This window comes from Stenotrophomonas sp. YJH_SMC_65 (assembly GCF_059369475.1).
On sequence record NZ_JCAFSR010000011.1, the window covers coordinates 39,089 to 64,659 of the forward strand.

The following is a 25,571-nucleotide window of genomic DNA, read 5'->3' on the forward strand; positions in this document are numbered from 1 at the left end:
CTCAGCGTCCGGAGGAGGAGGCATCCTTGGACCGGGCAACATCGGTCTCAAAGAAGTCCGGGATCTCGTGTTCAAAGCTCTTCAGGTAACGCGCATAACTCAGGGTGGCCTGGTCACCCAGGATCGGCAGGCGCTGGCCGGCCTGCTGTCCCGACGCCTGCAGGCGGAACAGGTTGCGGGTGGCTTCGCCGCTCTGCAGGCGCGCACGCGGTGTTGCCGGCGGGGCACCGTCGGTTGCGGGGAGTGCCGGTGGCACCGCTGCCACCGCCGCGGATGCGGCGGGTGCGGCCAGCTCCACGGTGGGAAGCGGCTCGGCCTGCATCGGTGCTGCGGCCGGTGCCGACGGCAAGGGGCCACCTAGCATCTGTCCGGTCAATGGCTGTTGCTGGGCCTGCACGGCACCGGCAGCAAGCAGGCAGGACAGCACGGGCAACAGGCGTCGGGTCAGGCGCATCGCAGTCATGGTGTGCTTCCGGTCGGGTGTTCGGTGGTGCTGAAGCGTTCCAGCATCGACGGTGGCAGGCGCTGCGGATCGCGCTCGTCACGTGCTTCGCGGCGTGGTTCGGCTGCCAGCCGGGTGCTGCCCGACGCACGGGCGCCGTGTTCGCTGCTGGCCGCGGACGCAGGCGCAGGGGCGTTGACGGCGGCCGCCGCCTGCCGCTGCTGCAGGCGCGTGCGGATCTGCTGGGCCTGCTGCTGGATGCTGCGGCGCGTTTCGTCGTTGAGGTTGGCCTGTGCCGCCAGGCGCTCCGCGGTGGCCTGGTCGCCGCGCAGGAGCGCCCACAGTGCGAGGTTGGCCGTGGCCTTGGCGTTGCCTGGCGACAGTTCCAGGGCCTTGGCCAGCGGCTCGCGCGCCTGGTCGAACTGGCCGGCGCGCAGCCGCGCATAACCCAGGTCGCCCAGGTAGTCGGTGTTCAAGGGCTGCAGTTGCGTGGCGCGCGCCAGCGCCTGTTCGCTGCCGGCGTCGTCATCGCGGCGTGCAGCGATCAGGCCCAGGCCGTGGGCGGCCGCGGCGGCCTGCGGCCCGCTGGACAGCTCGCGATACAGCGCGACCGCTGCGTCGCTCTGGCCAGTCTCGCGCAGGGCGTCGGCCTGCAGCAGGCGCAGGGCGGGGCGATCACCATAGCGTTGGCGGAAGGCCTCCACGTGGGCGAGCGAGGCATACCAGGCGCCCTGCTGCTGCATGCGCTCGATCAGCTCCAGATAGGTGTTGCGGCTGTCCTGCGGATCGGGCTCCGGCGGCGCAAGGCTGGGCGCCCGCACGTACTTCGGCGTGGTCGATGCGCAGCCACTGGCCAGGGTGGCGAGGGCGACGGCAAGCAGCAGGCAGGGGGTGCGCAGGGCAGGCATCAGGGCGATCCCATCTTGGACATGGTGGTGGCCAGCGCGACCAGCGCTGGACCGGCAAGCACCAGCATCAGTGCCGGCAACAGGGTCAGCATCATCACCACGGTCATCTTCACCGAGAGCTTGCCGACCTTTTCCTTCAACGTGTTGCGGCGCTGCTCGCGCAGGCGGATGCTGAACTGGCGCAGCGGTTCCTGCACGGCGCCGCCGTGCGCATGCACCTGCAGGATCAGCTGCATCAGGCTGGCCAGGTCGTCATCGGCGTAGACCTCGCTCAAGCGCCGCAGTGACTGCGCGCGGGTGCGGCCGTGGGTGTAGGCCACGTTGGCTTCCTGCAGTTCGCCGCCCAGTACCGGCAACGCATCGCGCAGCTTGTCGCCCAGCGTCTGCAGGCTCTGGTCCATGCTGAAGCCCACGCCCTGCAGCAGGCGCAGCAGGTCGATCAGCAAGGGCAGTTCGTTCTCGACCGCGCGGCGGCGGCGCTTGACCCACGACGACAGCACGAACTTGGGCAGCAGCAGCCCGGCCGCCAGCGCACCGATCACCACCATCACCCTGGCCAGACCGTGCGCGCTGCTGAACGCCAGCGCCAGCGCCAGCACCAGCAGCGCAAGCAACAGGCGCAGGCCGAGATAGATGGCGGTGCCGCGGCGCGTGTTCCAGCCGGCCAGGTCCAGCAGCAGCCTGTCCTCGTTGGCCAGCAGCGCGGCCTCCAGGCGGCCACCACTGAGCGAGCGCCCGAAGCGCTCGAGCCAGCCCAGCGAGTCGCGGCGCGTGGCCTCGGTGTCGCGGGCTTCCTCGCGCGGCTGCAGGGCGGTCTTCAGCGCGGCCGAGGTGCGGTGCTCGCGATGGCTGCGCACCCAGCCGGCAATGCCGAGCAGGGCGACGCCCGCTGCCAGCACCAGCAGCGAAAGGGCGAACCAGGCGCTGGCGCTCATCGGGCACCTCCCGGGTAGCTGCGGGCGGTCATAGCGATTTGGCCAGGCGGTACAGCAGCAACGCCCCGAGCAGTTCCAGGCCCAGTGCGATCAGCAGGATCCTGTGGCCGAGCGGGTCATGCAGCACCGGCTGGAAGAACGCCGGGCTGGAGATCGCCATCAGCACCGCACTGGCCGGTGGCAGCAGCCCCAATACCCAGGCCGACATGCGGGTTTCCGACGTGGTGGCGGCCAACTCCTGCTGGGCCTGCTCCAGGTCGCGCATGAAATCACCCATGCGCTGCAGGATCTGGTCGGCGCGCCCGCCGATGCGCACGCTCACCCCGATCACCACCGCCAGCACCTTCAGCACGTCCATGCGGTACGGCTGTGCGGCCAGGCTCAATGCACGATCCAGCTCCATGCCGCTGCGCGCATAGCGCACCGTGGTGTCCAGCAGGCCGCGCAGTGGCGCGCTGGTCTGCATCGAAGACACCTGGAACGCGGCCTGCAGGCTGTTGCCCAGCGCGGTGAGGCGGACCAGGTTGTCGAGGAAGTCCGGCATCTGGTGCAGCAGCTGCGCGCGCAGTCTCGTGATCCGGCGCATCACCCACAGCGAGCAGCCCAGCAGGTGCAGCAGAAGGGTCAGCGGAAACATCCAGGCCGTGCCCAGCCGCACCGCCGCCACGACCGCAAGCACCAGTCCCGGTACCAGCAGCATCAGTGGCAGCTTCCAGCCCGGCTGCAGGCCGGCGCGCTGCAGGACGCCATCCCAGGGTAATGCGCGGCTCCCACTGCTGGCGGGGCGGGCCGAATCGTTCGCCGCCGCAACGGCAGGCCCGGCCGGCACCGCACCGGCCGTGCTGCCGCGTGCCAGCTGCTGCTCGGTGTGCTGCAGCGAGGCCTGGCGCTGTTCACGGCTGCTGGCGGTACCCCAGAGCCAGACGGCCAGCGCCAGCAGCACCGAGATGATGCTCAACACGCCCAGCAGCAGGCCGGTGCCCATGTTCAGAAGTCCCCGTAGAGTGATTCGCGCAGCTGCTGGCGGAACGGCTCCAGCTTGTGCGAATGCGGATGGAAGCCCAGGCCGATCCAGCGGTCGGTCTCGCGGCCGGTGCCATCGATCTGCACCTCGTGGCGGAACATCTCCTGGGTGGTGATCAGGTTGTCGCTGACCCCGGTGATCTCGGTGATCGAGACCAGCACCCGGCGCCCGCTGCCCAGTCGCGAGATCTGCACGATGAAATCAATGGCGCTGGCGATCTGCCGGCGCAGGCTGTCTTCGCTGCCCTGGAAGCCGGCAAACCCGGCCAGCATCTCGATGCGGTACAGGCAGTCGCGCGGCGTGTTGGCGTGGATGGTGGCCATCGATCCGTCGTGGCCGGTGTTCATCGCCTGCAGCATTTCCAGCACTTCAGCGCCGCGCACTTCGCCGACCACGATGCGGTCCGGGCGCATGCGCAGGCTGTTGCGCACCAGGTCGCGGATGCTGACCGCGCCCTGGCCCTCGGCGCCGCCGATGCGGCTCTCCAGGCGCACCACGTGCGGATGGTTCAGCGAAAGCTCGGCGGTGTCCTCCACGGTGATGACGCGCTCATCGGCCGGCACGTAGCTGGCCAGGGCATTGAGCAGCGAGGTCTTGCCCGAGCTGGTGCCGCCGGAGACCAGGATGTTGCAGCGCCCCAGCACCATCGCCTTCAGCAGTGCCTGCATCGGTGCGTCGAAGGTGCCCTTGGCGAGCAGTTCGTCGGGGGTGAACGGGTCCTTGCGGAACTTGCGGATGGACACCATCGGTCCGTCCACCGCCAGCGGCGAGATGATCGCGTTGAGGCGGCCACCGTTGGGCAGGCGCGCGTCGACCATCGGATTGGAATCATCCAGCCGGCGGCCGAGCGGGGCGAGGATGCGGCGCAGGATGCGCAGCAGGTGGGTATCATCGGTGAAGCGCTGGGTGGCGCGCTTGAGCTGTCCGCCCTGCGAAACGTGCACGTCCTTGAAGCCGTTGATCAGGATGTCTTCGATGGAGGGGTCGTGGAGCAGGTCGTCCAGCGGGCCGAAACCGGTCAGCTCCTTGACCAGTCCCTCGGCGACCACCTGCATCTCTTCTTCGTTGATCGGGATGCGCCATTCCTGGATGAAGCCCACGGTCTGCACCTGCACCCAGCGGGCGATGGTGTCCGGGGCCCAGGAATCGATGTCGATGCGCTCGTCCTCGATGCTGTTGAGCAGATGCTCATGCGCGGCCGACAGCACCTTCTGGTACTGCTCGGTCTGCGCGAACGGCAGGTGGCCCGGGGCAGATTCGGGCAGTACCGGGCGGGCAACGGCATGCGGGAACGGGGTTACCTTGTCTTCCATTGCGATCCACCCAGGGCAAGGGAGAGTCTTTCCCGCAGGCCATGCGGCTGGACCGGGCAGGCGGCCGGATCCAGGCGCGACACGAGCGGGGCGAGGGCACGCAGATAGGGGTCGCGCGGGGCATCCTGCAGCAGCAGGTGTCCCTGGCTGGCGGCCAGGCGCACGCGCGGTCGTTCGGGCAGCGTCGCCAGCAGCGGTACTTCGAAGCGGCGTGCGATCTGTTCCGGGCTCATGCCGCTGCTGTCATCGTGGCGGTTGATCACCAGTTGCAGGCGCTTCTCGCGCTCACGCTGGCCCGCCAGGTGCTTCAGGGCCTGGTCCAGAGAAACCAGCGTGGCGATCGAGGCATCGGTGACCAGCCAGATCTCGTCGGCCTGGTCCAGCAACAGGGGCGGAAGCTGCCGCAACGGGCAGCCGCCGGCATCGCACAGCACGCTGGCGAACACGCCGCGCAGGCGCTGCAGCAGCGCGCCAGGATCCGAGGGCGGAACGGCATCGCTGCCACTGGCACGATCCAGCAGCACCAGCCCGGAGTCATGGCGCGCCATGGCCGTGCGGGCGAGGGTGGCATCGATGCGGCTGGCATTGCGCAGCGCGTCTTCGTAGTGGAAGCGGCTGTCGAGATTGAGGTACAGCGCGAGGTCGCCGGAGGGCTGCGCCAGCTCCATCAGCAGGCCGTCCTGCTGCACGGCTTCGCCCTGGGCCAGGGCGCGCGTCTGCTGCGCCAGCACCGAAAGATGTGCGGCCAGGGTGCTGGTGCCGACGCCGGCGCGCACACCCAGCAGCACGATCAGGCGTGCCTTGTGTGCGTGCTGGGCAACCGCTGCCGGGCGCGGAGACAGGGCGCGCCGCAAGGCCGCCTCGATGCCTGCGTCGTCACTGTCCAGGTCCAGTACATCGCGCAGGCCGGCGCGCAGCGCGATCACCACGCCTTCGACCTGGCCGGCGCTGGTGGCGCCCACGGCCACCAGCGGCAGGTCCGGTTGGGTCTGCTGCAGCTGCTGCGCCAGCACGCTCGAGGCGGCCGCATGCTCGGGCCGGAAGTCGAGCAGCACCAGGCTCTGCGGGCCGCGTTGCAGGTCCTGGGCGGAGGTGGGGGCGTTGCTGTCCTGCCAATGCAGGGCGGTGCTCGGCGGCAGCTTGGCGGCCAGCCGGGGCAGCAGTTCGCGGTCGATGCCGTACAGGACCAGGTTCATTGGCGGTCCTTGCGGATGCAGCGGCTGGGCGGTGGCGTAGGGCATGGGCGTGGTATCGCAGGCATCATGGAGTCAGCGCGAGAATCCGGGCACCGGGTCCTGGCTGACCGGACCCAGCAACCAGGAACCCCACTCGGGGAGATGCGGCCTGGCTTCGCGCTCGCCGGGCAGCGGCAGTTCGGTGTTGCGCGCCAGTGGCTGCACCAGGCGCGGGGTGACGATGATCACCAGCTCCTTGTCCTGACGCTTGTAATCGAAGTTGCGGAAGAACGAGCCGATGATCGGCAGGTCGCCCAGCAGCGGAATCTTGCTGACGTTGGAGACGATGTTGGAGCTGACCAGGCCCCCGATGACGAAACTCTCGCCATCACCCAGCTCGACGGTGGTGTCGGCGCGGCGGGTGGTGATCGAGGGAATCTGCACGTTGTTGAGCACAATGGCATTGCTGTAGTCCAGGTCGCTCGCTTCGGGCGCTACCTTCAGCGCGATGCGGTTCGCTGCCAGCACGGTCGGGGTCACCGTCAGGCCGATGCCGAACGGCTTGTAGGTGATGGTGGTGGTGCCAAGCCCCTGCGGTTCCAGGATCGGCAGTTCGCCACCGGCCAGGAAACTGGCGCTCTGCCCGGACAGCGCCACCAGCGTCGGCTCGGCCAGTACGCGGGCCATGCCATTGGCCTGCAGCAGTTCGACATCGGCGTTCCACAGCCCCTTGGTCGAGCCGAAAACAAGGCGGAATGCCGAGGAAATCGGCGAGACGGCCTCGTTGCTGCTGTTGCCTTCCTTCATGCCGGGCAGCAGGCCGGTGTTGCCCGGCAACCCGGTGCCGGGCCGCGCGAAGCCGTAGGCGAAGCCGCCGTTGCGGTTCTGGAAGTTGATGCCGATCTGCTTCATCGCGGTCTTGTTGAACTCGACCACCTTGACCTCGACCTGGACCACACCGCCGCTGCTGATGGTGGACGTATCGGCAAGCGCACCTTCCTTGCCCAGTGCCATCGCCGCCGTGCGTTGTTCCTGCATGTGCGAGAGCACGCTGTCAGTGCTTCCCTGCAAAAGGCCCTGCTGGTCCTGCTGGGTGAACACCAGATCGTTGCCGCCGGTGCTGGCCGCACCCTGTACGGCGCTCTGCACCCGTACTGTCACCCGTTGCGGCTCGGCCTGCTTGCGGTGCCACAGCAGCAGGGTGGTGGTGCCGGGCATCCTGCCCACCAGCAGCGCCTGGCGCTGGCCGCGCAGCATCACGATGTCGGCAACGCCGGGGTCGGCAATGGCCACCCGTTCCAGGTCGGCCGGCAGGTTCCAGGGACGCTGCTCACGGGCCTGCAGCACCAGGTCATCGGCGGCCACGCTCGTTGCCGGTGCCAGCAGCACCAGCAGCAGGGCCAGCCACCGCTGGCGGGGAGAAAGGCGTGGACGGCGGTGACGTTCGGTCATGGATGCGCTCGATGCTGGTCAAAGGGAGCCACGGGGGGCGGAACTGTCGCCACGGATGATCTCGATACCCGAAGCGCGCGGGGCGCTGCGACGGGGCGCCGGCGCACGCGCGGGTGCATCCGCGTTGCTGCGTGGCGGGGCGCTGCCGCGGCCGGCCAGCGCGTCGCCGTCGATACCGGCGAAGGCGTGGTTCTCCGGGCGCTGCAGCGCCAGCTGCTGCTCTGCGTCGAGCCCACGCAGCGGATCGATCACGCCGCGCGACTGAGGGAACAGTGCGAGGTCGGGCAGGCCGGTATCGGCGGGATTGCGCAGCGCCAGGAACAGCTTGCCCTGCTGCGCACCCAGCAGCAGTCGATTGGCGTCGGCCACCGGTACCGCCAGCACCGCGCTGCGCGCGGGTTGCGGGGCTTCATTGCTGCTGTGGCTGCCGCCACTGCCGGTGATGTCGGCCGCGCGCGGGTCGTTGCGGGTGTCGGCCTCGCTATTGGAGGTGGCTTCCGAGGCGACCGGCGCGATGTCCTGCTGCCCATAGCTCAGCACGCGCAGGCGCGACAGCAGCAGGCGCGTCTGCGCGGCTTCGGCGGGGCTGTTGACGCTGGGCTGGGCATTGCGCAGGTTGAGGAAGACGTCGACGAAGTCGCCGGGAAGGATGCGGTTGCCGGCACCGACCAGTTCGTCCACGGGCACGGCCAGTGCGCGCTCGCCCGGCCGCAGCTGCAGCGAGAAGCCCTGTGCCAATGCGCTGCTGCTGACCGGGCTGCCTTCGGCGATGTCCTGCACCGGCACCTTGCCGACCACGGCGGCGATGCTGGTGGCGGCACCGGCGACGGGGGATGTGCGCTGGGCCAGGCGCAGGTCGTTGGCGCTGATCGGCTCGCCCGCGGGCAGGCGCGCCACGGCTTCCACCACCGTGATGGCCTGCACTTCGTTGTGCGTGATCGGCGCGGCCGTGACCGGTGCGGCCGGTTTGCGCCCGATCATGAAGGCGATCAGCGCCAGCAGCACGGCCAGGCCGATCAGGGCGACGGCAGCGATGCGGGTCAACTTGAGCATGGAACCGTCTCCAAAATACCGGTCATCAGTTGCCGCTGCCGAGATCGAGCTGGGCGACCGCGACGCTGCGGATGGGAGCCTGCATCACCCACTTGTAGAGCGTGGCGGTGCCGGGCAGGAAGGGATGGCTGGCGTAGTCGTAGCTGACTGTCACGGTCATGCACTGGGCCGTGGCCAGGCCGGCGCAGGGCGCCTGCGCGGACACCACGATGGCATTGCTGCCCCCCGCGCTGCAGTCCACGTTCTGCTTGGAGAACTGCAGCAGCCATTGCATCGAGGTGCGTGCGGCGACGCAGGCGGCGGTGCGCCGTTCGCCGGCCGTGCCGTAGCGCAGCGAGGCGCGCGCGCCTTCGGCCGAGGCGGTGGCCAGGGTCTGCTGTGCTGCCATGATCATCACCCCGGAGAAGGTGAACAGCAGCAGCGGCAACAGCCCGAGCATCAGCATCAGGGCGAACTCGATGCTGGCGACGCCGCGTTGCCGGCGCGGGCTGCGGATGTTCATGGTGCACCTCCGTAGATGCTTGCCAGCACCCAGCCGATGGCGGCGAGTGCGAGGTAGGCGGCATAGGGAATGCCACGTCGTCCCTGGCGTGCGGTCTGCATGTCGCGCAGGGCCGGATGCGCGTGCCATTGCGTGCTGGTGCGATTCACCTGCATCTGCAGGTGGCCGGGCAGCAACACGCCCAGGCGCCGGCCCGCCAGCACCAGCACGGCGTGCAACCCGGCGGCGAGGCTGGCGACCAGCCAGACCGGAAGCAGCGCCTGCCAGCCCAGCATCAGCCCCAGCACGGCAAAGAACTTCACGTCGCCGGCGCCCATCCAGCGCAGGGCATAGAACGGCAGCAGCGCCAACAGGCCGAGCGCCGCGCCGGCAACGTGGGGCAGCCACGGCTGGCGCGGCGCACTGAACTGGCCGAAGACGATCACCACGGTGGCGATCACGCAAGCGGCGATCAGCCAGGCGTTGGGCACCCGACGGGCATACAGATCACTGATCGCGATCCGCAGGCATACGCCGATGGCCAACAATCCCAGCAGTGTCATCGCACACTCCGTCGTCCGTCACTGGACGGTCTTCGCCTGGTTCCATGCGCCCCACCGTCGCGGCTCTGCCGGCCGCGCGCGGTCGCCGCTCAGGTCGTCGAGCCCGACGCCTTGGTGGCCAGTGCGGAGAGGTTCTTGAACAGCGTTTCGAAGAACCCCTTGATCTGGTCGTTGCCGACCGCGATCAGGACACCAGCGATGACGGCAGCCAGCAGCCCGTACTCGAGCGCGGTGACACCGTCTTCTTCCTTCAGGAATTTGCGGATCGATGCGTTCATGACCAATGTCTCCCTCTACCTGTCTGCGGATGCAGTACACCTGCGTTGGGCGGTGGCCCGGCTCCGCCGGGATCGTCCGTGGGCCTCCGCGCGTCCTGGCGGAGGAGGCACGGCGGGATGGGCCCGCTGTGCTCAAGCAGGGTGATCGTCTCCAGGCAGGCCGCCAGCCGCACGGTCGCGACCGCTCGGCCCGGGGCCGGTGGTCGAGGCATCCAATGATGCGTGCGTGGTCATGCTGTCCCCCTGGGTGCGGCCGGATCAGTTGGCCGGATCACCGTGCTATCGACTTTGCCTGAATGGAAGTTGGCTGCAACAGGAACCTATATGCAAATTCGGCAGAAACCCCGCGATGCTGAAACTTTCAGGCCGTTTCTGTGACGAGAATCCGTTCGAAGGCAAAACGATTCATGGTCGTGCAGATTATGTGATTTCCATTTTCCGGCGCATGCGAAGACCGTGCCAATGGCGCCGACATTTTCTTCATCTGTGTATCTTTTTTCTTCATTGCAGCCCGCGGGTTTACCTTCGCCGATTATCGGGCATACTCGCATTCAAGCTGTTGCATTTCCATGGTTGGCCGCATCGGAGCCGATGCGGCCTGCGCGACAACGGAAGTGGTTTCTGGATCGCTGCGCGCCCTGTCAGGCAGTGGGGGCCGCATCGCATGGCGGATCAACGGGGGACAACACTGTCATGGTCGATGGTGGGGTAGGAGACAGCGGCGACAGCGGCCTGCGGTCGATAGACCTGGCCACGCTGAGCGGCGTGCTTCGTGTCTGTGATGTCGAACTGCTGCTGCTCGATGGCAATGGGCCACGTGCGGCATTCGCTTCGCGCGTGCACGAGGAAGCCCTGTTCTGCAGCATCAGCTGCGGTTTCCACTGCCGCGGCCGTTTCATGCTGCCGCCGGACTGGGCGATGCTCGGGTACCTGCACGCCACCGATGAGACGCTGAGCTGGTGCCATGGCGTACCGCTCACGCCGGGGATGGCGTTGACGATCATGCCGGAAGGCATCAGTGAGTTCACCCTGAGCCCAGGCACGCACATGACCCTGATGCTGCTGCCGGTGGCACGGGTGCAGCGCAAGCTGACCGAACTGAGCCTGCGCAGCACGCCTCCCGCTGGCCAGGCACTGTCACTGTTCAATCTGGCCAGCGAAGGCACGCCGTTGGCACGCCACTACCAGCAGCTGCACCTGCAGCTGGGGCAGGGTGCAGGCCTGCAGCCGGAAGAAACTGAAACCCTGCTGCACGAGCATGTGCAGGCCCTTCTGGGTGCCGGTGCGGCGGATCGCCCGGGTTGCAGCCGTGCACGGCGTACGCATTATCTGATCGCACAGCGGGCAGAGAACTTCATGCGGCTCAACCTGCGCCGCAATATCTACATGAATGAAATCTGCGATGCGGCTGGGGTCAGCGAGCGCGGCCTGCGTTATGCGTTCGAGGACCTGTTTGGAACCTCGCCCAACCGGTATCTCTCCATGCTGCGCCTGTGCGCGGCCTGCCGCAGCCTGTCGATGGCCGATTCCAGCCGTCGCTCGGTGAAAGCCATCGCCCTCAGCTGCGGCCTGTGGGATCTTTCGCGCTTCGCCGACAATTACCGCAAGGTATTCGGCGAACTGCCGCGCGATACCCTGATGCGCGCGCCCGCGCAGATCGGCCAGCCGGCCTGAGCCAAGCCCCGCAAGGGTTTTCGCGGCATTCGTGCCGGAATTGCACATCCGCTTGCCGATCATGTTGCCGCTTCTGCATAAACGGCTGCCGATTCCGGCCGTGGATTTGCCGGAATGCGCGATTGCCGTGCCGGATTGAAGTGCGCCGCCACCGTTGCAACCGCTGAAATGTCAGTCACCTGCCTAACGGCAAGTCCACTGACATTCCAGTTGTTCGCCTACGGGGGAAATGCTCATGAACCGCATCTACCGGCGTGTATGGAACCGCCAGCTCAATGCTCTGGTTGTGGCCTCGGAACTGGCCACCGGCGACAGCGGCGGCAGCGCCGCACGCGATCCGCGCGCCTTCCTGCTGATGCCCACCGCGCTGGCCCTGGCACTGCTGTGCGCGCTGGCCAGCGGCCACGCAGGGGCATCGGAAACCAATCAGTCGCTGCGCGACCTGCAAGCGCTTGCGGCGAAGTATGCGCAGCCGATGCCGGTCAAGGTCGACGCGGAAGTGGCCTTGGCTGCCGCCGCGCGACAGGCGCAGAGCAGCCCCGCGATCAGTGCGGACGCTCGCCTGGGCCTGCAGTTGAACACCACATCGCTGCCGGTGGTGCGTGACGTATTGCCGGCCGCCGTGCAGGTGAAGCTGGCAGCGAACACCACGCCGAAGCAGGTGGCCGTGCCGGCGCTGGCGGCCGATGTACGCGCCACTGTCGGCCTGGGCAACACTGCGATCAAGGCGGCACAGGCGGATGCATCGCTGGCAGCGCACGTTGCGCCGGGCGCGCAGGCGCCGCTGGGCGTCGCTGCCGATGCGCGCGCCAGGGCCAAGGTCGGCATCGCTGGCCATCAGGTCGCTTCGATCGATTCGGGTGCCCAGGCGGCAGCGGGCCTCAGCGGTTCGTCCCTGAAGGCCTCTGTCGACGGCGACACCGACGCGCATCTGGCGGTGGCTGGCCATCACATCGAGGGGCAGGGCCAGGCCCGGGCGACGGCGGCGGTCACGCTGCCGGCCAAGGAGGAACTGCCGGGTGACACGCATGATCGCGCCATCAGTGCCGCGTTCGATGCCGGCGCCGCGGGCAAGGTGCGCGTGCAGGCGCCGGACGGCCAGGAAGTAGTCGCCGATCGCAACCTGAAGCTGGCCGGGCAGGCAACCGTAGCCGCGCAGCACAGCGCGCTGGGCGTCGGCGGTCTGGTGGGCGGAGCAGTGGATGCTGTCGGCGGGACGCTTCACGGTGCCGCGGGTGCGGTCGGTAGCACGGTGGGTGGTGCGCTGAACGGCACCGTTGGCACGGTTGGCGGTGCAGTGGGCGGCGCTCTGAACGGTACTGTCGGAACAGTCGGTGGCGCAGTGGGCGGTGCACTCAACGGCACAGTCGGCGCGGTCGGCGGTGCAGTGGGTGGCACGCTCAACAACGCGGTGGGCGCAGTCGGTGGTGCGGTTGGCGGTGCACTGAACGGCACGGTAGGCACGGTCGGTGGCGCAGTGGGCGGTGCACTGAACGGCACGGCAGGCACAGTTGGCAGCGCCGTGAGCGGCGCGCTCAACAACACGGTCGGTGCGGTCGGTGGTGCTGTGGGCGGAGCTCTGAACGGCACCGTTGGCCAGGTCGGCAGCGCAGTGGGCGGTACGCTCAACAACACGGTCGGCGCAGTCGGTGGTGCAGTTGGCGGTGCTCTGAACGGCACGGTCGGCACAGTTGGCGGCGCAGTCGGCGGTGCACTGAACGGCACCGTCGGTACCGTCGGCGGCGCCGTGGGTGGCGCTCTGAACGGGACTGTCGGTACGGTCGGCGGTGCAGTGGGCGGCACGCTCAACAACACGGTAGGCGCAGTCGGTGGCGCTCTGAACGGCACTGTCGGTACCGTCGGCAGTGCGGTGGGTGGCGCACTGAACGGCACTGTCGGCCAGGTCGGCGGTGCAGTGGGCGGCACGCTCAACAACACGGTGGGCGCAGTCGGTGGCGCATTGAACGGTACCGTCGGCAGTGCGGTGGGCGGCACGCTTAGCAATACCGTCGGCACGGTCGGTGGTGCAGTGGGCGGCATTCTCAACGGCACCACCGGTAGCCCCGGCACAGGCCTGGGCGGCGTGCTGGGAAGCACGCTGGGCAACGTCGGCAGCGCGGTGGGCAACCTGCTCAACGGCAATCTCAATGGCACTGTCGGCAACCTGGGCAGCGCCGTGGGCGGCCTGGTGGGTGGCACGCTCGGCAGTCTCGGCCTGACCCAGCCGTCGGCGATCCCGCCGACCAGCCCGAAGGCACCGGCGCCGGCCGACCCGAATGCCGGCCTGATCATCGGCACCGGTGGCCTGGTCGGCAATGTCGGCCAGCTGATCGGGCCGACCACCACCAGCCTGTTCGGCGGCAATGGCTACCTGAGCAATGGCAATCTCAAGCTCAGCAATGCCAACGTGATGCAGACCTATTCGACGGTCAATGTGCTGGGCCTGCCGGTGGTGAACCTGTCGCCGGTCGGCAGCACGCTCAACGGTCTGGGCGGCGCGGCCACGGGCGGCAGCTCGCACCTGACCCTGATCGGTGGCGTCACTTCCGACAGCTACATCTACAACATCAACAACGGCAATCCGGGTGGCCTGCTGGGCCTGCTGCTGCCGAAGGATTCCCCGGCCTGGGCGGCCAAGTGCCTGGACATCGCGCTGGCCGACATCTCCTGCTGGGCCGTCAACGCCGCGCAGGACTACCAGGTGCTGATGGGCGATGGCGCCTTCGCCAACGGCTCGAAGGAAGTGGTGATCGGCGCCAACGCACGCCATGAACTGCCGAAGGTCGATGCCAATGTCGCCTTCCCCGGTGATGGCGTGAACGATCCCAGCAACCCGACCGGCGTGCCGACGGCCGACTATGCCGCGCGCATGGGCCATTCGGTGATCGTCGGCGACAGTGCCGTCGGGACCGCCAACGGGCAGACCCTGCTGGGTGCCGAGTCCACCTCCAACCAGGCCAACTCGGTCGCGCTGGGCTACCGCTCGGCCGCACTGCGTGGCGCGCAGGCCAGCTACAGTGCCTACGGCCTCACGGCGCCGCAGGTCTCGGCCGGTGAAGTATCGGTGGGCACCGCCGGTGGGGGCGAGCGCCAGATCACCAACGTGGCTGCGGGCAGCGGCAACACCGACGCGGTCAACGTAGCGCAGTTGAAGGGGGCCATCAGCCTGATCAATGGTGTGGCCGATGCCGCGGTGACCTACGATCTGGACGCCGGCGGCAATCCGAACTATCGACGGGTCACCCTCGGCGCAGGCACCGGCACCACCACCATCGGCAATCTCGCCGCCGGTGCGGTCACCGCGGGCAGCCTCGAGGCCGTCAACGGTGGCCAGCTGGCGGCCACGAACAGCGCGATCGCGAGCTTCTTCGGTGGTCGTGCAGCCTTTGACCCGGCCAGCGGCATCTTCACCGCACCGCTGTTCGAGATCAGCACGATCTCCACCACCGGCGCCATCGCCCAGGGCCTGTACACCAACGCCACCGATGCCTTCGCGGCGGTGGATGGTTCGCTGGTCAACCTCAACACGCAGATCACCGATATCCGCAACGGCGGTACCAAGTACCTGCGGGTGAACTCGACCGGTACCGAGGCCGTGGCCAGCGGCGCCGATTCGATCGCGGTCGGCACCAATGCGCGGGCGACGGCAGCCAACAGCATCGCAGTGGGTGCGGGAAGCCTTGCCGATCGTGCCAACACGGTTTCCATCGGTGCCGCTGGCGCAGAGCGTCAGGTCATCAACGTGGCGGCCGGTACCGCGGCCACCGATGCGGTCAACGTGGGACAGCTGCAGGCCTCGGAGCAGGGGGCACTGCGCTATGACCTCAACGCCGATGGCAGCGTCAACTATGCCAGCGCCACGCTGGGCCAGGCCGGCACCGCCACCACGCTGCGCAATCTCGGCCCGGGCCAGGTCAGCGCCACCAGCAGCGAGGCCATCAACGGGGCCCAGCTGTTCGCCGCCAACCAGGCCGTGGCCACCCACCTCGGCGGTGGTGCTGCGGTCAGCGCCAGCGGCGTGCTGACCGCACCGACGTACTCGATCAACAACGTCGCCGCCAACGGCACCGTGACCAAGGGCAGCTACAACGACGTCGGCACCGCCTTCGATGCGGTCAGCAACTCGCTGGCCAACGTTGCCGACCAGACCGGCGAGATCGACAAGCTGGCCGTGAAATACGATGTCGACGGCAGTGGCAACGTGCTCAACAGCGTGACGCTGACGGGCACCGGTACCGGTGCGGTGAAGATCACCAACGTCGCCGCCGGCAGCATCCTGGCCGGCAGCAGCGACGCCATCACCGGCGACCAGCTGTTCAGCACCCACAGCACCATCGCCAACTACTTCGGCGGCACCACTGCCTACAACGGCACCACCAACGCGTGGACCGCGCCGACGTTCAGCATTTCCAGCATCGCCACCGATGGCACCTTCACCAGCGGCGATTACAACAACGTCACCGCCGCTTTCACTGCCGTCGATGGCTCGCTGAAGGTCCTCAACCAGCGCATCACCAACGGTGGCGGTGGCAGTGCCTACCTGGCGGTGAACTCGACGGCGGCCGCAGCCACCGCGGCCGGTGCGGAAGCGGTGGCGGTCGGCCCGCAGGCCAGTGCAGCCGGTGCCAACAGCGTGGCGGTCGGCAACGGTGCCAGCAGCAGTGCCGGCAACAGCGTGGCGCTGGGTGCCGGTTCGGTGGCCAGCGTTGGCGCACAGAGCGGCTATACCGGCGCCTACGGCCAGACCGGTGCCAGCAACTCGGCCGGTGAGGTCTCGGTCGGCAGCAGCGGCAGCGAGCGCAAGATCACCCACGTTGCCGACGGCTCGGACACCTACGACGCAACCAATGTCGGCCAGCTGAAGAACGGCGTGAATTACGCCATCGACGAGTCGAAGAAGTACACCGACCAGAAGATCCAGAACATCACCAACGTGGCGGGCAGCTTCCGCGCCAACAACACCAACAACCTGGCCGATCCGTCCGCCAGCGGCGCCAACTCCGCCGCCGGTGGTGCAGGCTCCACTGCCGCCGGTGCCAACTCGACCGCGCTCGGCAATGGTTCACAGGCGCAGGCCGACAACTCGGTGGCATTGGGTGCAGGTTCGGTGGCGAACCGGGCCAACACGGTCTCGGTGGGTGCCAGCGGCGCCGAACGCCAGGTGGTCAACGTGGCCGACGGCTCGCAGGCCACCGACGCGGTCAACGTGCGCCAGCTGCAGGCCTCGCAGCAGGGCACCATCCGCTACGACACCACGGTGAACGGTGCGACCAACTACAACAGCGTCACCCTGGGCAGCACCAGCAGCGGCCCGACCACGGTGCGCAACGTTGCCGCTGGCACCGCCGGTACCGACGCGGTCAACGTCGATCAGCTGAAGTCGGGCATGGCGCAGACCCTGGACTGGTCCAAGGCCTACACCGACGAGCGCATGGGTGGCTTCGAGCGCGACCTGCGCAAGACCGACAACCGTGCTTCGGCCGGTATCGCCTCGGCGATGGCCACCGCAGCGCTGCCGCAGCCCAGCGAGGCGGGCCGCAGCATGGCCTCGATCGCGGCTGGCAGCTACAACGGCGAATCGGGCGTGGCGCTGGGCATCTCCGGTGTCTCCGAAGGCGGGCGCTGGATCTACAAGTTCAGCGGTTCGACCAACAGCCGTGGCGAGGCCGGCGTGGCCGTCGGTGCCGGCATCCAGTGGTGATCCCCGCCGCCGGGCCGCACCCGCGGCCCGGCATCGCGGAAACGTCTACAGGGGGAATGACATGAAACAGCATCGCATCGCCCGCGCCGGCCAACATGCCGCTACGCTGGGCCTGATCCTGGGGATGGGCCTGCTGGCCGCCTGCCGCAGCCATGCGCCGGCCACCGACGGTCCCGTCGAAGCCACCGCCGTGCAGTTCCCGGAGGCCTCCAGGGCCTCGTTGAAGGAAGGCATCTATCCGGACGTCGCCGACCTGCGCCGCTTCGCGCCGGGCATGAGCAAGCGGCAGTTGTACACGCTGCTGGGCACGCCGCATTTCAATGAAGGCATGTGGGCTGTGCGCGAGTGGAACTACCTGTTCAACTTCCGCACCGCGCAAGGTGCGGAGTACTTCACCTGCCAGTTCCAGGTCCGCTTTGACAGCAAGGGCATTGCCCAGGCGGGGTACTGGAAGCCGGAATCGTGCGCGGCCGTGCTGGAGCCGCCGCGGCCACCGGTCCCGCCGGCACCGGCACCGGCACCGCTGCCGGAACAGCCGCTGCGGCTGTCGGCCGACGCGTTGTTCGGCTTCGACAGCGCGGTGCTGAGCGCGGAAGGGCAGCAGGCGGTGCAGGGCATCCTGGCGCAGGTACGCGAAGCCGCACAGGTGCAGTCGATCAGGGTGACCGGCTATACCGACCGTATCGGCAGCGCCAGCTACAACCAGGCGCTGTCGCAGCGCCGCGCCGAGGCCGTGCGCAGCGCGCTGGTGCAGGGCGGCGTGCCTGCGGCCAGCATCAGCGCCGAAGGACGCGGCGCGGCTGAGCCGATCGTGCAGTGCGGGCAGCGCAACCGGCGCGAGCTGATTGCCTGCCTGGCGCCGAACCGGCGCGTGCAGATCGCCGGGATGGCACAGCCACGTTGACCCTCCTGCGCCGGGGCTGTGCCCCGGCATCCCGAGTCCCCCCTGACCGCCGGCAGGCGTGGCAACGTCTCCCCCGTCGTCCACGCCTGCCTGCGGCTCAGGTCTTCAAACGGTGCACGCGATGAATGCCCAATTCCTGCCACTCTCCATGAAGACGGAAGCTACGCTCAGCGTGTACGGCCAGCTCGGCAACCATGCCGTGGTGCGCATCCCGGGCCGGCGCCTGCCCGGCCTGATCCTGCAGGCCGATACCGTGGCAGGGTTCCTGGCCCAACTGCAGGAAGCACAGGCCTGCCTGCGCAGCGGCCGCGCACAGCGCACCGACGCCGAGCTGGACATGCTGATCGACGTGCTGCAGCAGTGGTACGCCTTGATCGAATCGCGCCTGGCCGACGCCGGCGAGGCGCTGTAAAGAAAAAGGGGACGGAGGGGATTAAGTCGTTTCCTGCACACGCGGGGCAAGAACGACTTAATCCCCTCCGTCCCCTTTTCCTACGCGCGGGCGCGGACCAGCCAGCAGGCGGCATCCACGCGTACGCGGTCGCCTTCGATGAACGGCGCGAATGCAGCCAGCGCCTGGTGGCGAAGCACGGCGGCACGGGCTTCCGGCATTGAGCGCAGGGCCAGCCCCAACGGGCCCAGCTGGCCGACATAGGTGGGCAGGTCTTCGCAGGCGATCGAGCAGGGCAGGTCCACCGCAACCACCTCCACATCCTTCCAACCAGCGGCCCGCACAAGCCGCTGTACCTGCCCGCCGTCGGCAAAGGCGAACTGTCCCGGCGCGCCGGGTACCCGGGGCGGCAGATCCAGTGCATCGCCGATGGCGCGCTCGGCCGTGGTCATGAATGGATTCTCGTCGGCACTGCGCCAGGCGATGAAGCGCAGCCCAGCGCCGGGTGTCGCGGCACGATGCAGGTTGGCGAACGCGGCCTGGCTGTCCTCGAAGAACATCACGCCCAGCCGCGACTGGATCCAGTCGAAGTGCGCGGACGGCAGAGGATGGCGCTGCGCGTCTGCCACGATGAAGTCCGCGTCCAGTCCCGCAGCCTCGGCGCGCTGGCGGGCCAGCGCCAGCATCGGCGCGGAGATGTCCAGGCCGGTGCTGTGTGTCGCTGGGCGTGCGGCGGCTGATGCCAGCAGGCTGGCACCGGTACCGCAGCCTACATCCAGCAGTTGCGTGACGGTCTCCGGAAGTTCGGCCACCAGCAGGTCGGCCATGGGCTGGAACAGGCCATCGAGAATGGCCTGCTGCGCAACCCAGACCTGGCCGCCAGGACCGTTCCACAGGGCGCTCTGATCAACGGGGGGTGTACGGGTCATGGTCTTGTCTTGCAGGGAAGTCGCCCATAGGTTGGCGCTTGAAGGTCACTTGAGGTCAAGCCCGTGCATGAACTGGATATCGGCGAAGTGGTCAAGCGCAGTGGCGTGCCGGCCTCGACCCTGCGTTACTACGAACAGCTTGGGCTGCTGCAGGCAGTGGGCCGTCGCGGCCTGCGCCGGCAGTACGACGAGCAGGTGCTGGAGCGGCTGGCACTGGTCGGCCTGGGCCAGGCGGCCGGGCTGTCGCTGCAGCAGATCGGCGCATCGCTGCCGCCGCAGCGCGGATGCCTTACGCTGGATCGTGAGGCCCTGCTGGCGCAGGCTGATGTGCTGCAGCGGCAGATCATCCAGCTGCAACGGGTGCGCCGGCACCTGCAACGTGCGGCGGCCTGCCCGCAGGCAGAGGATGCCCGGAAGTGCGGCTCGTTCCGGAAGCTGCTGCGGGCACAGCAGCGCATGGCGGGTGGGTGAGAGAAGCGTATCCACGCATGGCGTGAATCCACTGCAGCACGACCTCGGCAGATCCACGCCCTGCGTGGATGAATCAATCGCGGGTGCTGACTTCCCACGTGGCATGCAGCACCCCCGGCACGTGCTCCATCCGTGCCAGCACCAGATCCAGCTCGTCGGCACTGACCGCGGTACTGACCAGCACCGCGATCACGTCGGTAGGCGCGTCGGCATGCTCGACCACCTGCACATCGCCCACCGGATACTGCGCGGCCTCCAGCGCATCGACCAGTCGCTCGCGCACCCGCGGTACGGCTTCGGCATCCACGCTCAGACGCACTTCGTAGGTGGCTTCGGTCGCCGCCTCGTTGATCGGGATGCGGTTGATCGCATTCACCAGCGGCCGCAGCAGCGTGTTGCCGGCGATGATCAGCACGGTCAGCAGCACGCCCTCGGCCAGCATGTCCGCGCCGGTGCAGCTGCCGACCGCCGCCGAGCACCACAGGGTGGCGGCGGTGTTCAGGCCGCGCACGTTCATGCCTTCCTTCATGATCACGCCGGCGCCGAGGAAGCCGACACCGGAGACCACGTAGGAGATCACCCGTACCGCCTCGGCGCTGCCGGCGATGCGCATGCCCAGGTCGACGAAGGCGGCGGCGCCCACTGCCACCAGCACGTTGGTGCGCAGGCCGGCGGTGCGTTGCCGGTACTGGCGCTCGGCGCCGATCAGCGTGCCCAGCACGAAGGCGGCCAGCAGGCTGACCACGGTGTCGGCGAAGGGACCGGCCTGGAAGGTCTCAATGAAGCGCATGGCCGGAGTCTACCCGGTCGAGGTGACAGTAGATCCACGCCATGCGCGGATTTCGAAAGCGTCAGAAACGACTTAATCCCCTCCGTCCCCTTTTTGCGGGGTCAGTCGGTGTCGTCGACGCGCTCGCCCATCAGTTCGCGCTGGCGCTTGTCCAGTTCCTCGGCGTAGCGCTTGCGGACGAAGGCTTCAGAGACCACGCCCAGGACCTGGCCGTCGGCGGCGACCACGGCCAGTTCATCGGCCTGGGTCTGGTCGAAGCGCTGCATCACGCTGACCACGTCCGCGGCCGGTGACAGTGACACGTCCCGGTTCTCGGCCAGCTCGCCGATCATGGTCTCCGGCTTCACGCCGTCGCCGTAGACGCGCGGAATCTGCACGATGCCTGCGTAATGGCCTTCGCTGTCGATCAGGATCACCCGGCTGCCCGAACCCAGCGGGAAGCGCTGGCGGAACGTGGTGGCATCGAGATCGGCCGGCGCGGTAGCCACGCCCTTGCGCATCAGCCGGCCGGCGTTGAGGTTCTGCACCCAGCCCACGTCGCGTGCGCTCTTGATGGTCTCGCCGCGCAGGTGCATGCGCCAGGTCGAGAACGAATAACCGAACCACTGCCGTACCAGCGTGCTGGAGACCAGCACCGCACTCATCACCACGCTGGTCAGCAGGAAGTCGTGGGTGCCTTCCAGCACCAGCATGGCCATGGTCATCGGTGCGCCGACCACGGCGGCGGCCAACGCTGCCATGCCAGCCAGCGCGGCGGACGTGGCATCGATCACCGGCACACCAGTGGCCATCGCCAGCAGGCCGGCGAACAGGGCGCCGACCAGGGTGCCCATGAACAACGAGGCGAAGAACAGGCCGCCGCGGAAACCAAACCCGAGCGAGATGCCCGAGGCCAGGCACTTCAGGGTCAGCAGGCCGCCGATCCAGATCAGCGGCAGGTGCGTGGTCAGGTCCAGGTGCAGCGCGCCATGGCCGGACGACAGCACCTGCGGGCTGGCCAGGGCCAGCGGAATCAGCAGCAGGCCGCCCACCACCGGCCGACCCCAGGCAGGCAGCGGGCTGCGCTTGACCGTGCCTTCGATCGAGGCGATCAGCCGCATCACCGCGATGCCGACCATCGCGCAGCAGCAGCCAAGCAGGCCGTAAATGGCGTAGTCGGCGGCGCGGACATCAATCGTCGAGGCAGCCGGCAGCAGGTAGGGCTCGATGCCGGCCTGGTCGGCCACGAATGCACCTGCCAGCGCGGCCACCGCCACTGGCGCCAGTGCGGCCGGGGTGTAGGCGCCGATGACGATCTCGAAGGCGTAGAACGCGCCGGCCAGTGGCGCCCCGAAGGCGGCCGCGATGGCACCGGCGGCACCGGCGCCGACCAGGATGCGCACGTCGTTGCGGCGCAGGCGCATCACCCGGCCCAGCTGCGAGCCGCTGCCCGCTCCCATCTGCGTATACGAAGCCTCCAGCCCGACCGAGGCGCCGCAGCCATTGGACAGCAGGGTCTGGGTCAGCACGATGAGGTTGTCGCGCATCGACATGCGCCCGCCATGCAGGGCATTGGCTTCGACCGCATCGAGCAGGGGCCGCTTGAGCCGGGTCGCGGCCAGGCTGACCAGGCCGACCAGCAGGCCACCCAGCGGCAGCACCAGCAGTGCGGTCCAGGTCAGCGCGGGCAAGGAGCTCAGGCGCATGCCGTCGTCCAGCCCGTACAGGGTGCCCTGCAGCCAGCGTGCGATGCCGGACTGCAGCAGGGTCAGGTAGCCGGCGATCAGGCCGACCAGCAGGGCAAGCGCGATGAACCACAGGTCGCTGCCGCGCAGGCGCAGGCGCAGGCCCTGGAAGGCCAGATGCAGGCGCGATGGCGAAACAGGCAGTGACATGGTGGCGGCATGATACGCCGCCACCGTGGTCGCCGCCGTCACTGCATCGGGCGGTTACCGCGTCAGAAGCGGTAGCGGCCCTGCACGTAGAAGGTGCGTGGCGCAGCCACCATGCGGCCGGCGTTGCCATCGACGTTGCGGGTGTACCAGCGCTTGTCGGCCAGGTTGTTCACGCCCAGCGCGATCTCGCTGTCGTCCAGCCCCGGCACCTGCCAGGCCACCTGCGCGTTCCACAGGCGCACGCCCGGCACGCGGCCCACGCGCGCGTCAGCGGTTTCTTCCCAGGTGTTGGCGGCATCGGAGAACTGGCCGCTCTGGTGGGTGCTGGAGACATTGAAGGTCCAGCCGGCCAGTGCGTAGCGGGCGCCGACGCTGTCGGTGTCGCGCGAGTAGAAGGGCACGTCCAGGCCGCGGTTGTCACCGGACTGCTGGATCGCCTGGGTCCAGGTGTAGTTGGCGTACAGCTCCAGCCCGGCCAGCGCACTGTCTTGGGCGAAGTGGTACTCCAGCGCGCTCTCCACACCCTTGTGGTCGGTGGCACCGATGTTCTGGAAGGTCGGTGGGGTGATCCCCGGCACCTGCAGGATCTGGTTGTCGAAGCGCATCTTGAACACGGTCACTTCCGCGCGCAGTGCACCGTCCTGCCAGCGCGCGCCCAGTTCGGTGGTCTTGGCGATTTCCGGGTTCAGCGGGTTGCTGGCCGTCTGCGAATTGAGCTGGATGTTCTGCACCGGCCCGAACGAGGTGGTGTAGTTGCCGAACACAGTCAGCCGTGGCGTCAGCAGGTAGGCGATGTTGAGCGAGGGCAGGGCCTTGTCGTTGCGGCTGCTGAAGGTCGCCGTGCCACCGGCCTGGCGGCGGTCCATGTCGATCCATTCCATGCGCACGCCCGGGGTGATCCGCCATTGGCCGATCGCGATGCGGTCGTCGATGTAGAACGCATGGGCATCGGTCGCGTTGTCGAAACGGGTGGTGGCACTGGCCACGCCGGTGCGACGGCTGACGGTGTAGCTGCGGTCGTTGCCCCGTTCGCGCAGGAAGCGGTAGCCGGCGGTGATGTCGTGCACCGTGCTGCCCCAATGCAGGCGCTGGGTATAGCGCGGCTCGATGCCAAGCACGCGGTAATCGCGCGGCTGCACGGTCAACTGGGTATTGGCCGCGTTGATCAGCGAGCTGGCGCGGCTGCTTTCGTTGTAATAGGCCAGCACCTCGAATTCGCTGTTGGCCGACAGCGTGTTGGTGTAGCCCAGGTCGATGCCGGTGCGGTGGCCCTTCCAGAAATCGGTGGAGCGGGTGTTCTGGAACGGGTCGGCCTCGTATTGCGCGCTGGTCAGGCCGCCCGGGGTCAGCGAGCGCACATCGTAGTACGACAGCTTGGCACGCAGTTCCTGCTGCGCGTCGATGGCATAGGCGAACTTCAGCGCCAGGTCGTTGAAGCGGTCATCGCTGCCCTGGCGCCAGCCACGCCCGTCCTGGCCGGAGTACAGCAGGGCGGCGCCCAGCCCGTTGTCGCCGGTACCGCCGAGGAAGGCGTTGTACTGGGTGCTGTCACCGCCGCCATGGTCGTAGGCGGTGTAGCGCACGCCCGCTTCGCCGTGCAGGCCTGCCTCGGTGGGAACGGCGCGGGTGCTGAAGTTGATGATGCCGCCCACGTTCTGCGGGCCGTAGCGCACCGCGCCGCCGCCGCGCACCACGTCGATCGATTCGATGTTGGACAGGCTGGTCGGTGCGAACGACAGCTGCGGCTGGCCATACGGCGCTACCGCCAGCGGCACGCCGTCCAGCAGTACGGTCGAGCGTGGCGAGTAGCGCCCGGTCAGGCCGCGCACGCCGATGTTCAGCGAGACCGAGCTGCCGGCCGTACCGGAGTTGTCGGTGACCTGCACGCCGGGGATGCGGCGCATGGCATCGCCGATGCTGGCCGCGCCGCTGGCCTCGATGCGCTGGCGGTCGACCACCGTGCGCGCGCCGGCGAAGCGCTTCACGCTGTCATGCAGGCCGGTACCCAGCCAGCTGCCAGAGACCTGGATGCTGTCGAGCGTGGTAGCGCCGTCCTGGGCGAAGACGCTGGCGGCCGGAAGCAGGCACAGGGTGAGGGCGGCGGCCAGGGGCAGGCGGGCCGGTTGCAGGGCGTGGATGGGCATCGGCGCAGGTTGTGGAAGGTCGTAAATGAGAATTATTGCTGATTCCATTCGCCAATGGAATGCGCGTCGGGTTCATGCCGTTGCCCCGGTGGTAGAGTGGGCGATTGCTTCCTGACTCGCCGAGATCCGCCATGTCCCAAGCCGCCTTCTACCCCGTCGGAACCCCTGGCCAGCCGTGGGGAGCGGCGGAACGGGAGCTGTGGCGTGGTCGCCAGCAGCGCCTGCGTCGCTATGACCAGGAGGTGCTGCCGCGCATCGAAGCGCTGGCCTCGCGTTTCGACAAGGTGGCCTATGGCCAGCTCGACTACGCTGGCGAGACCTATACGTTGTTCGCCCTGCGCAGCCGCGACTGGAACCCGGCGCTGCCCGCCGCGCTGGTTACCGGTGGCGTGCACGGCTATGAGACCAGTGGCGTGATGGGCGCGCTGGAGTTCCTCGAAAAGCACGCCGCCGACTATGCCGGCAAGGCCAATCTGCTGGTGGCGCCGTGCGTGAATCCGTGGGGCTTCGAGCGCATCAACCGCTGGAACTTCGATGCGATCGACCCGAACCGCAACTTCCGCGCCGGTGGCCCGGCCCGCGAGTCGACCGCGCTGATCGAGCTGGTTGCACCGATCAAGGGCCAGTTCGTGCTGCACATCGACCTGCACGAGACCACCGACAGTGATGAAAGCGAGTTCCGCCCGGCGCTGGCCGCGCGTGACGGCAAGCCGTTCGAGCCGGGCCTGATTCCGGATGGCTTCTACCTGGTGGATGACAGCGAGGCCCCGCAGCCGGCCTTCCAGCAGGCGGTCATTGCCGCCGTGGAGAAGGTCACCCATATCGCCCCCGCCGACGACAAGGGCGAGATCATCGGTTCGCCGGTGATCGCCCACGGCGTGATCGAGTATCCGCTGGTGAAGCTGGGCCTGTGCGCCGGCATTACCGGCGCGAAGTACACCACCACCACCGAGGTCTACCCGGACAGCCCGCGGGCAACCCCGCAGCAGTGCAACGACGCACAGGTGGCAGCGGTGTGCGCGGCACTGGATTACGCGCTCGCCCATCGCTGACAGATAAAAAGGGGACG

At 68.3% G+C, this 25,571-nt stretch carries 21 protein-coding genes; 6 read left to right on the forward strand and 15 right to left on the reverse strand.

Annotation, left to right across the window (positions count from 1 at the left end):
- Position 1 precedes the first annotated feature (1 nt).
- The 11 genes from AC5P7A_RS18165 to AC5P7A_RS18215 form a co-directional block, all read right to left on the reverse strand.
- Positions 2-463, reverse strand: coding sequence for a DUF3613 domain-containing protein (locus AC5P7A_RS18165; protein WP_049440896.1), 462 nt, complete (start codon positions 461-463; stop codon positions 2-4).
- Positions 460-1,350 carry a tetratricopeptide repeat protein gene (locus tag AC5P7A_RS18170; RefSeq protein WP_032962555.1) on the reverse strand — a complete coding sequence of 297 codons (891 nt, stop codon included), beginning with the start codon at positions 1,348-1,350 and terminating at the stop codon, positions 460-462. Before AC5P7A_RS18170 ends, AC5P7A_RS18165 begins: the two co-directional genes overlap by 4 nt.
- Positions 1,350-2,285 carry a type II secretion system F family protein gene (locus tag AC5P7A_RS18175; protein WP_014647461.1) on the reverse strand — a complete coding sequence of 312 codons (936 nt, stop codon included), beginning with the start codon at positions 2,283-2,285 and terminating at the stop codon, positions 1,350-1,352. Before AC5P7A_RS18175 ends, AC5P7A_RS18170 begins: the two co-directional genes overlap by 1 nt.
- Before the next feature lie 28 nt (positions 2,286-2,313).
- Complete coding sequence (locus AC5P7A_RS18180) at positions 2,314-3,270, reverse strand: type II secretion system F family protein (RefSeq protein WP_495220430.1); 957 nt, start codon at positions 3,268-3,270, stop codon at positions 2,314-2,316.
- 2 nt (positions 3,271-3,272) lie between these two features.
- Complete coding sequence (locus AC5P7A_RS18185) at positions 3,273-4,622, reverse strand: TadA family conjugal transfer-associated ATPase (RefSeq protein WP_014647459.1); 1,350 nt, start codon at positions 4,620-4,622, stop codon at positions 3,273-3,275.
- On the reverse strand, positions 4,607-5,863 hold the full coding sequence (locus tag AC5P7A_RS18190) for a CpaE/TadZ family protein (RefSeq protein WP_041863560.1): 1,257 nt from the start codon (positions 5,861-5,863) through the stop codon (positions 4,607-4,609). Before AC5P7A_RS18190 ends, AC5P7A_RS18185 begins: the two co-directional genes overlap by 16 nt.
- A gap of 27 nt (positions 5,864-5,890) precedes the next feature.
- Positions 5,891-7,249: a type II and III secretion system protein family protein gene (locus AC5P7A_RS18195; RefSeq protein ID WP_180835396.1), complete on the reverse strand. Its 1,359-nt coding sequence runs from the start codon at positions 7,247-7,249 to the stop codon at positions 5,891-5,893.
- A gap of 18 nt (positions 7,250-7,267) precedes the next feature.
- Positions 7,268-8,302 carry a Flp pilus assembly protein CpaB gene (gene cpaB, locus AC5P7A_RS18200; RefSeq protein WP_197606048.1) on the reverse strand — a complete coding sequence of 345 codons (1,035 nt, stop codon included), beginning with the start codon at positions 8,300-8,302 and terminating at the stop codon, positions 7,268-7,270.
- Between the two features lie 25 nt (positions 8,303-8,327).
- Positions 8,328-8,804 (reverse strand): TadE/TadG family type IV pilus assembly protein, encoded by a 477-nt coding sequence (locus AC5P7A_RS18205; RefSeq protein WP_032962550.1) that lies wholly within the window; start codon positions 8,802-8,804, stop codon positions 8,328-8,330.
- Positions 8,801-9,346 (reverse strand): A24 family peptidase, encoded by a 546-nt coding sequence (locus AC5P7A_RS18210; RefSeq protein ID WP_126412472.1) that lies wholly within the window; start codon positions 9,344-9,346, stop codon positions 8,801-8,803. The genes AC5P7A_RS18205 and AC5P7A_RS18210 overlap by 4 nt, the downstream gene beginning before the upstream one ends.
- Before the next feature lie 89 nt (positions 9,347-9,435).
- Positions 9,436-9,624 (reverse strand): Flp family type IVb pilin, encoded by a 189-nt coding sequence (locus AC5P7A_RS18215; protein ID WP_005416979.1) that lies wholly within the window; start codon positions 9,622-9,624, stop codon positions 9,436-9,438.
- A gap of 693 nt (positions 9,625-10,317) precedes the next feature.
- Between AC5P7A_RS18215 and AC5P7A_RS18220 the strand changes: the two genes are divergently transcribed.
- From AC5P7A_RS18220 to AC5P7A_RS18235, 4 genes are all read left to right on the forward strand, one after another.
- Complete coding sequence (locus AC5P7A_RS18220; RefSeq protein ID WP_032962548.1) at positions 10,318-11,298, forward strand: AraC family transcriptional regulator; 981 nt, start codon at positions 10,318-10,320, stop codon at positions 11,296-11,298.
- 235 nt (positions 11,299-11,533) lie between these two features.
- Positions 11,534-16,999 carry an ESPR-type extended signal peptide-containing protein gene (locus tag AC5P7A_RS18225; RefSeq protein ID WP_495220431.1) on the forward strand — a complete coding sequence of 1,822 codons (5,466 nt, stop codon included), beginning with the start codon at positions 11,534-11,536 and terminating at the stop codon, positions 16,997-16,999.
- A gap of 61 nt (positions 17,000-17,060) precedes the next feature.
- Positions 17,061-17,903: an outer membrane protein assembly factor BamE gene (locus AC5P7A_RS18230; protein ID WP_495220432.1), complete on the forward strand. Its 843-nt coding sequence runs from the start codon at positions 17,061-17,063 to the stop codon at positions 17,901-17,903.
- 148 nt (positions 17,904-18,051) lie between these two features.
- Positions 18,052-18,315, forward strand: coding sequence for a DUF6959 family protein (locus AC5P7A_RS18235; protein ID WP_223224455.1), 264 nt, complete (start codon positions 18,052-18,054; stop codon positions 18,313-18,315).
- 80 nt (positions 18,316-18,395) lie between these two features.
- Here AC5P7A_RS18235 and AC5P7A_RS18240 read toward each other — a convergent pair whose 3' ends face one another.
- Positions 18,396-19,223, reverse strand: a complete 828-nt coding sequence (locus tag AC5P7A_RS18240; RefSeq protein ID WP_495220433.1) for a class I SAM-dependent methyltransferase — start codon at positions 19,221-19,223, stop codon at positions 18,396-18,398.
- A 63-nt stretch (positions 19,224-19,286) separates the two neighbouring features.
- Between AC5P7A_RS18240 and AC5P7A_RS18245 the strand changes: the two genes are divergently transcribed.
- The gene (locus AC5P7A_RS18245) at positions 19,287-19,694 is read left to right on the forward strand and encodes a MerR family transcriptional regulator (RefSeq protein ID WP_495220434.1); all 408 of its coding nucleotides are present in this window, start codon (positions 19,287-19,289) and stop codon (positions 19,692-19,694) included.
- Between the two features lie 73 nt (positions 19,695-19,767).
- Here the strand turns inward: AC5P7A_RS18245 and AC5P7A_RS18250 are convergent, their stop codons facing one another.
- The 3 genes from AC5P7A_RS18250 to AC5P7A_RS18260 form a co-directional block, all read right to left on the reverse strand.
- Positions 19,768-20,484 carry an MgtC/SapB family protein gene (locus tag AC5P7A_RS18250; protein WP_014647448.1) on the reverse strand — a complete coding sequence of 239 codons (717 nt, stop codon included), beginning with the start codon at positions 20,482-20,484 and terminating at the stop codon, positions 19,768-19,770.
- A 101-nt stretch (positions 20,485-20,585) separates the two neighbouring features.
- Positions 20,586-22,358 (reverse strand): chloride channel protein, encoded by a 1,773-nt coding sequence (locus AC5P7A_RS18255; protein ID WP_227864338.1) that lies wholly within the window; start codon positions 22,356-22,358, stop codon positions 20,586-20,588.
- 62 nt (positions 22,359-22,420) lie between these two features.
- Positions 22,421-24,502 (reverse strand): TonB-dependent receptor family protein, encoded by a 2,082-nt coding sequence (locus AC5P7A_RS18260; protein WP_495220435.1) that lies wholly within the window; start codon positions 24,500-24,502, stop codon positions 22,421-22,423.
- A gap of 131 nt (positions 24,503-24,633) precedes the next feature.
- Between AC5P7A_RS18260 and AC5P7A_RS18265 the strand changes: the two genes are divergently transcribed.
- A complete protein-coding gene (locus tag AC5P7A_RS18265) occupies positions 24,634-25,554 on the forward strand; it encodes a M14 family metallopeptidase (protein WP_495220436.1) in 921 nt (306 codons plus the stop codon).
- Positions 25,555-25,571 lie beyond the last annotated feature (17 nt).

Coding starts and splice junctions, on each gene's coding strand:
- AC5P7A_RS18165 (WP_049440896.1), bottom strand. CDS start 463: ATGACTGCGATGCGCCTGACCCGACGCCTGTTGCCCGTGCTGTCCTGC.
- AC5P7A_RS18170 (WP_032962555.1), bottom strand. CDS start 1,350: ATGCCTGCCCTGCGCACCCCCTGCCTGCTGCTTGCCGTCGCCCTCGCC.
- AC5P7A_RS18175 (WP_014647461.1), bottom strand. CDS start 2,285: ATGAGCGCCAGCGCCTGGTTCGCCCTTTCGCTGCTGGTGCTGGCAGCG.
- AC5P7A_RS18180 (WP_495220430.1), bottom strand. CDS start 3,270: ATGGGCACCGGCCTGCTGCTGGGCGTGTTGAGCATCATCTCGGTGCTG.
- AC5P7A_RS18185 (WP_014647459.1), bottom strand. CDS start 4,622: ATGGAAGACAAGGTAACCCCGTTCCCGCATGCCGTTGCCCGCCCGGTA.
- AC5P7A_RS18190 (WP_041863560.1), bottom strand. CDS start 5,863: ATGCCCTACGCCACCGCCCAGCCGCTGCATCCGCAAGGACCGCCAATG.
- AC5P7A_RS18195 (WP_180835396.1), bottom strand. CDS start 7,249: ATGACCGAACGTCACCGCCGTCCACGCCTTTCTCCCCGCCAGCGGTGG.
- cpaB (WP_197606048.1), bottom strand. CDS start 8,302: ATGCTCAAGTTGACCCGCATCGCTGCCGTCGCCCTGATCGGCCTGGCC.
- AC5P7A_RS18205 (WP_032962550.1), bottom strand. CDS start 8,804: ATGAACATCCGCAGCCCGCGCCGGCAACGCGGCGTCGCCAGCATCGAG.
- AC5P7A_RS18210 (WP_126412472.1), bottom strand. CDS start 9,346: ATGACACTGCTGGGATTGTTGGCCATCGGCGTATGCCTGCGGATCGCG.
- AC5P7A_RS18215 (WP_005416979.1), bottom strand. CDS start 9,624: ATGAACGCATCGATCCGCAAATTCCTGAAGGAAGAAGACGGTGTCACC.
- AC5P7A_RS18220 (WP_032962548.1), top strand. CDS start 10,318: ATGGTCGATGGTGGGGTAGGAGACAGCGGCGACAGCGGCCTGCGGTCG.
- AC5P7A_RS18225 (WP_495220431.1), top strand. CDS start 11,534: ATGAACCGCATCTACCGGCGTGTATGGAACCGCCAGCTCAATGCTCTG.
- AC5P7A_RS18230 (WP_495220432.1), top strand. CDS start 17,061: ATGAAACAGCATCGCATCGCCCGCGCCGGCCAACATGCCGCTACGCTG.
- AC5P7A_RS18235 (WP_223224455.1), top strand. CDS start 18,052: ATGAAGACGGAAGCTACGCTCAGCGTGTACGGCCAGCTCGGCAACCAT.
- AC5P7A_RS18240 (WP_495220433.1), bottom strand. CDS start 19,223: ATGACCCGTACACCCCCCGTTGATCAGAGCGCCCTGTGGAACGGTCCT.
- AC5P7A_RS18250 (WP_014647448.1), bottom strand. CDS start 20,484: ATGCGCTTCATTGAGACCTTCCAGGCCGGTCCCTTCGCCGACACCGTG.
- AC5P7A_RS18255 (WP_227864338.1), bottom strand. CDS start 22,358: ATGTCACTGCCTGTTTCGCCATCGCGCCTGCATCTGGCCTTCCAGGGC.
- AC5P7A_RS18260 (WP_495220435.1), bottom strand. CDS start 24,502: ATGCCCATCCACGCCCTGCAACCGGCCCGCCTGCCCCTGGCCGCCGCC.
- AC5P7A_RS18265 (WP_495220436.1), top strand. CDS start 24,634: ATGTCCCAAGCCGCCTTCTACCCCGTCGGAACCCCTGGCCAGCCGTGG.